Genomic DNA, 6822 nt, shown 5'->3' on the forward strand with positions numbered 1-6822 from the left:
CCCTTGTTCCACGTCGGCGGCGCCCTCACGCAGGGGCTGGCCACGCTGTGCGCCGGCGGCACGCTGGTGGTGGTCTCGCCCGCCGGTTGGCGCGATCCCCAGGCGGTCCGCAACGTGTGGCGCCTGGTGGAACGCTACCGGCCGTCCGTGTTCGGCGGCGTTCCGACGGTGCTCGCCGCCGCGCTGAACGTGCCGGTGGGCGGTGCCGACGTGTCGAGCATCGAGATCGTCTCGGGCGGCGGCTCTGCCATTCCGGTGGCGGTCTGCAAGACCTACGGCGAGTTGCTGCACCGGCCGGTGCTGGAGGTCTACGGCATGACCGAGACTTCGAGCGTTCATTCCATGAGCTACGCCGAACGCCCGCTGCGCATCGGGTCGGTGGGCCACGCGCTCCCCTACAGCCGGGTGCGGATCGTGAAAGTCGACGCCGAAGGCCGCTGGCAAGGCGACTGCGCGGTCAACGAGATCGGCGTGGTGGCCATGTCGGGGCCCGGCGTCTTCAAGGGCTACGTCAGCGACGCGCACAACCGCCAGGCCTTTGTCGAGCCCGGCTGGGTCAACTCGGGCGACCTGGGCCGGCTGGACGACGAAGGCTATCTCTGGCTCACGGGCCGCGCCAAGGATCTCATCATCCGCGGCGGCCACAACATCGATCCGCTGGCGATCGAGGAGGTCTTCTTCCAGCACCCCGCCGTCGCGCTGGCGGCGGTCGTCGGCCAGCCCGACATCCGTGCTGGCGAGATGCCCGTCGCGTATGTGCAATTGAAGGCCGGCGCGGCGCTCGACGAGGCGGCGTTGCTCGACTTCGTCCGGGCACGCACGCCCGAGCGTGCCGCGGTGCCGGTGAACGTCCTCTTTGTCGACCCCATGCCGCTGACGGCCGTGGGCAAGATCTTCAAGCCCGCGCTGCGCTGGGATGCCGCGCGGCGCGTGGTGACCCAGCTGCTGGCCGACCTTCCGCAGGCCGGCGGCTTCCAGGTCGAGGTGGGCGCGAACGCGGTGCACGGCAGCCTGGTCACGATCGGCATCCGCGGCGTCCCCGAGGCCGCGCAAGGCGCCCTGGCCCGACAGATCGACGAGCGGCTCGGCCGACTGGAGGCGCGGCACGAGATTGCCTGGCGTATTTGACCGAATGATCAAGATCACCCCCAGCCTCGCCCACTTCGCGTGGCTCAGGCACCCCCTCTCCGGGGGCCATACCAGCGGCCCGGCGGAGCCAGTTCCGCGGTATTCCTGGCTTTGGCTTTGTGACAACTTTTCGGGTAAACGCTAAGACTCTTTCTTTACCGAGTGGATAATTTAGGCACCTTCACGACGAACGAGGTGCTTGATGAGTTCCGCCCGCCCGCGCAGCCGCTACTGGTCCGACCTGACCAGCGAAGAGTTTTCCCGCCTCGACCGCTCGCGGCTGATCGCCGTCCTGCCGGTGGGCGCCACCGAGCAGCACGGACCGCACCTGCCGATGTCCACCGACACCGCCACCATCGACGGCATGGTGCGCGCGACGATCCCGCACCTGCCGGACGACCTGCCGGTGCTGTTCCTGCCCACCGTGGCCTACGGCAAGAGCAACGAGCATTCGCGCTACCCGGGCACGCTGACGGTGTCGGCCTCGACGCTGATCGCGCAATGGAAGGACATCGGCGCCTGCGTCGCCCGCGCCGGCGTGCGCAAGCTGGTGCTCTACAACAGCCACGGCGGCCAGATGGCGGTGATGGACATCGTCGCGCGCGACCTGCGCGAGTCGCACGACATGATGGTGGTGGCGGCCAACTGGTACACGCTGGGTCTGCCCGAAGGCCTCTTCACGGCGCACGAAGGCAAGCACGGCGTGCACGCGGGCGACCTCGAAAGCTCGGTGATGCTGCACCTGACGCCCGACCACGTGCGGCCCGAGAACTTCCGCAACTTCCATTCGCTGACCGAAGACCTGGCGAAGGAGAACCGGTTCCTCTCGATCACCCCGACCGGCAAGCTCGGCTGGCAGATGCACGACATCAATCCGGCCGGTGCGGCCGGGGATGCCACGCTCGCCACCGCGGCCAAGGGCCAGGCGGTGCTCGACCACGTCGGGCGGAATTTCGTCGAGCTGCTGCAGGAAGTCCATCGCTTCCCGATCGAGCGGCTGGCCAACGAACCGGCTTGGCGCTGAGCATGGCCGAAGCCACGCCCTCCACGCCGCCGCTGGTCAGCCTGCGCAACGTCAGCAAGCGCTTCGCCAACGGCACCCTCGCGCTGCAGGGCATGACGCTCGACTGCGGCGAGCACGACTTCATCAGCTTCCTCGGCCCCTCGGGCTGCGGCAAGAGCACCGCGCTGCGCCTGATCGCCGGCCTGGCCCGCATCAGCTCGGGCGAGGTGGCCTGGTCGGCCGCGAACAGCGTCGCCTCGACCAGCGACCGCGAGCTCGGTTTCGTCTTCCAGGAGCCGACGCTGATGCCCTGGGCCAAGGTGTTCGACAACGTCTGGCTGCCGCTCAAGCTCGCCGGCATGGGCCGCGACGAAGCGGCGCCGGTGGTGGCGCAGGTGCTCGAGATGGTCGGCCTCTCGCGCTTCGCCGACGTCTATCCGCGCGAGCTGTCGGGCGGCATGAAGATGCGGGTGTCGATCGCGCGGGCGCTGGTCACGCGGCCGCGCCTGCTGCTGATGGACGAGCCCTTCGCCGCGCTCGACGAGATGACCCGCATCAAGCTCAACAACGACCTGCTGGCGATCTGGCGCGAGCACCGCTTCTCGGTGATCTTCGTCACCCACAGCGTCTACGAGTCGGTCTACCTGTCGAACCGCATCGTGGTGATGGCGCCGCGCCCGGGCCGCGTGATCGACGAGATCCGCATCGACGAACCCTATCCGCGCGGCGAAGCCTTCCGCACCTCCACCCGCTACAACGCGCATTGCACCGCGGTGTCGCAATCCCTGCACGGAGCCCTCCATGGCGTCGACATCGATCACTGAGCAACCGGCGCTGGCGCAGCTGCAGGACGCGCCCTCGGCCGCCCAGCTGCAGGCGCGCGACGAGCGGCTGCGGCGGCGCGAGTCGCTGCTGCGCATCGCGGTGCCGATCGCGATCGTCGCCGGCCTGCTCGCGCTGTGGGAAGTGCTGGTGCGCGTCAACCATGTGCCGCACTACATCATCCCGGCGCCGTCGCTGATCTTCACCACCCTGATCGACAACTGGGACACGCTGTCGAGCGCGCTGTGGTTYACGGTCAAGCTCACGCTGCTCGCGCTGGCCGCGGCGATCGTCGGCGGCGTGCTGCTGGCAATCGCCTTCGCGCTCTTCAAGTGGGTCGAGATCGGCCTGTTCCCGATCGCGGTGATCCTGCAGGTGACGCCGATCATCGCGATCGCGCCGCTGATCCTGATCTACGTGTCGAGCACCACCGCGGCCTTGCTGCTGTGCGCCTGGATCGTGGCCTTCTTCCCGATCCTGTCGAACACCGTCATCGGCCTGAAGAGCGCCGACAGCAACCTGCGCGACCTGTTCCAGCTCTACAAGGCCTCGCCCTGGCAGACCTTCCGCTTGCTGCTGGCGCCGAGCGCGCTGCCCTACTTCATGGCCGGCCTCAAGATCGCCGGCGGCCTGAGCCTGGTCGGCGCCGTGGTGGCCGAGTTCACGGCCGGCACCGCGGGCCGCGAGACCGGGCTGGCCTCGCGGATCCTCGAATCGAGCTTCCGCACCGAGATCCCGATGATGTTCGCGGCCCTGCTGCTGGTGTCCCTGCTGGGCATCGTGATCTTCATCGTGTTCGCCGCCTTGTCGCGCGCCGTTCTGGGCCATTGGCACGAGAGCGAAATGAGGAGGGAAAGGTAGCTCGCCCCCAGGTTGCCCGGCACTTCGTGTCCGGGCGCCCCCCCTGCCGGGGGCAACACCAGCGGCCCGGCGAAGCCGGTTCCGCGGTGTTCCACGAAGGGAATGGGAACCCACGGCTGCGAGCCACTTGAAAAGCACATGATGAATTCGACCGTCCTTGAACGAGACACCCTTCCTGAAACAGGCGCCATCGACTGGGACGCCGTCCGGCGCGACCTGCATGGCCTCAACGTCATCGATTCGGCGAGCCAGCGCAAGCAGCTCTCGAAGGACTTCTACTGGTACAGCCCGATCCTGACCGAACAGCTCGCTGGCTGCGTGGCCGACCTGGTGGTCAGGGTCTCGACCGAGGACGACGTGCGCCAGGCCGCGGCGGTGGCCGCGAAGTGGAAGCTGCCGCTCACGGTGCGCGCGGGCGGCACCGGCAACTACGGCCAGTGCGTGCCGCTCGAAGGCGGGCTGGTGCTCGACGTCACGCCGATGAGCCGCGTGCTCGAGATCGGCGACGGCCGCGTGCGGGTGCAGGCCGGCGCCCGCATGCACGACATCGACCTCGCGGTGGCCGAGACCGGCCAGGCGCTGCGCATGTGGCCTTCGACCTGGCACGTGGCCTCGATCGGCGGCTTCATCGCCGGCGGCTTCGGCGGCATCGGCTCGATCCGCCACGGCATCCTGCGCGACCCGGGCAACCTGCTGCGCGCGCGCATCATGACCGTCGAGCGCGAGCCGCGGATCATCGAGCTGCACGGCGACGAGATCCAGCAGGTGCACCACGCCTACGGCACCAACGGCATCCTGACCGAGGTCGAGGTGGCGCTGAGCCCGGCGGTCGAATGGGTGCATTGCATCGCGCTGTTCGACAGCTACCGGCGGGTGCTGGACTTCGGCGTGGCCGCGAGCACGCYGGCGCTGGAGCTGTTCCTGCTGTCGGCCGTCGATGCGCGCTTCTCGCCCTACTACGCGACGCTGGGCGAGCACTTCCCGCCCGACCGCCATGCGATGTTCGCGATGGTCGCGCCCGGGTCGATGCCGGCCTTTCGCGCGCTGGTCGCGGCGCACGGCGGCCGCGTCTCGCTCGAAGGCACCGAGGCCGAGCTGCAGGCGGCCGGCCTGCCGCCGGCCTACGAATGCGCCTACAACCACACGACGCTGCAGGCGCTCAAGGTCGACCGCAGCTGGACCTACCTGCAGGTGGCCTACGCCCAGCCCTTCGATCCCGCGGTGGTCGACCGCCACATCGAGATCTTCGGCGACGACGTGCTGCAGCACCACGAGTTCGCACGCGCCGGCGGCGAGTACGGCACCTTCTCGATCCTGCTCGTGCGCTGGAAGGGCGAGGCGCACCAGTACGAGGTCATGCGCGAGATCGAATCGCAGGGCGGCTGCCAGATCTTCAACCCGCACGTCGTGACCATCGAGGACGGCGGCATGAAGACCATCGACACGCAGCAGATCGACTTCAAGAAGCGCAGCGACCCGATGGGCCTGATGAACCCCGGCAAGACGCGCGGCTGGCACCCCGACATGGCGCGCGACGCCTGAACCCGCAACACCCCGACAGAGACACAACCCGAGGAACCACGATGCAATCCGACTCCCGCTTCATCGCCCGCAGCCTGCTGGCCACCGTGCTCGCCGGCAGCGCCTTCGCCGCCTTCGCCCAGGACAAGGTGGTGCTGGCCACCAACTGGCGCGCCCAGCCCGGCCACGGCGGCTTCTACCAGGCGCTGGCCGACGGCACCTACAAGAAGTACGGGCTCGATGTCGAGATCCAGCAGGGCGGCCCGCAGGTCAACAACCGGCCGATGCTGCCGGCCGGAAAGGTCGACTTCCTGATGACCGGCAACATGCTGATGGCCTTCGACAACATCAAGCAGAAGGTGCCGACCGTGGTGGTCGCGGCCTACTTCCAGAAGGACCCGCAGGCCATCATCGCCCACCCGGGCCAGGGCTTCGAGAAGTTCGCCGACCTGGCCCGCGCCAAGACCGTGCTGCTGGCCAAGGACGGCCAGATCAGCTACTGGCAATGGATGAAGAAGGCCTACGGCATGCGCGACGAGCAGGTGCGCCCGTACAACTACAGCCTGTCGCAGTTCCTGGCCGACAAGCAGGCGGTGCAGCAGGCCTATGCGACCTCGGAGCCGCTGGCGGTCGAGAAGCAGGCCGGCTTCAAGCCGGTGGTGCTGTCGCTGGCCGACGCCGGCTGGTCGACCTACGGGATGGTGATCGAGACCCGCCAGGACCTGGTGAAGACCAAGCCCGACGTGGTGCGCCGCTTCGTCGAGGCYACCAACATCGGCACCTACAACTACCTCTACGGCGACCGCAAGGCGGCCGACGAGATGATCCAGAAGATCAACCCGGACATCAGCGACGACTACATCGAGAAATCGATCCCGATCCTGCGCGCCCACATCGACGTCGGCGACGCCGCCACCAAGGGCATCGGCGCGATCAGCGACGAGCGCATGAAGGACTTCTACGACAAGACGGTGTCGGCCGGGCTCTACAAGCCCACCGACTTCAACTACCGCGACGCCTACACCACGCAGTTCGTCAACAAGGGCACCGGGGTCGAGTTGCGCAAGTCAGCCGCCAAGTAGCCCGGCCATGGTCGAGCGAAACCTCACCGTGCGGGTCGCGCGCATCGCGCGCCAGACGCCGGAGATCCTGGCCTTCGAACTGGTGCATCCGGCCGGCCGCGCGCTGCCGGCCTACCAGGCCGGCGCCCACATCGACGTCCACATGCCCGGCGGCTTCTCGCGCCAGTACTCGCTGGCCAGCGACGCCGGCGCGGACGGCAGCGCGGCCTCGCGCTACCTGATCGGCGTCAAGCGCGAGACCGACAGCCGCGGCGGCTCGGCCTCGATGCATGGCCGCGTCCGCGAAGGCGACCTGCTGCCGATCAGCGCGCCGCGCAACAGCTTTCCGATCCGCGGCGAGGCCCGCCGCCACCTGCTGCTGGCCGGCGGCATCGGCATGACGCCGCTGCTGGCGATGGCCCAGGC

7 protein-coding genes are annotated in these 6822 nt (G+C 68.7%); all 7 read left to right on the forward strand.

All coding sequences use genetic code 11. The annotated features are described in order from the left end of the window. Positions 1–1128, forward strand: a 1128-nt coding sequence (locus AC1D2K_RS26850) for an AMP-binding protein (protein ID WP_478092411.1), incomplete at its 5' end; no start/stop codon positions are given. A gap of 202 nt (positions 1129–1330) precedes the next feature. Continuing rightward, positions 1331–2152: a creatininase family protein gene (locus tag AC1D2K_RS26855; RefSeq protein ID WP_478092413.1), complete on the forward strand. Its 822-nt coding sequence runs from the start codon at positions 1331–1333 to the stop codon at positions 2150–2152. Positions 2153–2154: 2 nt separating this feature from the next. Further along, complete coding sequence (locus tag AC1D2K_RS26860) at positions 2155–2955, forward strand: ABC transporter ATP-binding protein (RefSeq protein ID WP_478092424.1); 801 nt, start codon at positions 2155–2157, stop codon at positions 2953–2955. After that, positions 2933–3814, forward strand: a complete 882-nt coding sequence (locus tag AC1D2K_RS26865; protein WP_478092415.1) for an ABC transporter permease — start codon at positions 2933–2935, stop codon at positions 3812–3814. The genes AC1D2K_RS26860 and AC1D2K_RS26865 overlap by 23 nt, the downstream gene beginning before the upstream one ends. Positions 3815–3955: 141 nt before the next feature. Then, a complete protein-coding gene (locus AC1D2K_RS26870) occupies positions 3956–5356 on the forward strand; it encodes an FAD-binding oxidoreductase (RefSeq protein ID WP_478092417.1) in 1401 nt (466 codons plus the stop codon). Positions 5357–5397: 41 nt separating this feature from the next. Continuing rightward, positions 5398–6417, forward strand: a complete 1020-nt coding sequence (locus AC1D2K_RS26875; protein WP_478092419.1) for an ABC transporter substrate-binding protein — start codon at positions 5398–5400, stop codon at positions 6415–6417. A gap of 7 nt (positions 6418–6424) precedes the next feature. Then, positions 6425–6822, forward strand: a 398-nt coding sequence (locus AC1D2K_RS26880; protein WP_478092421.1) for a ferredoxin reductase, incomplete at its 3' end; no start/stop codon positions are given.

This window comes from Variovorax sp. P1_H12_2 (assembly GCF_056405335.1).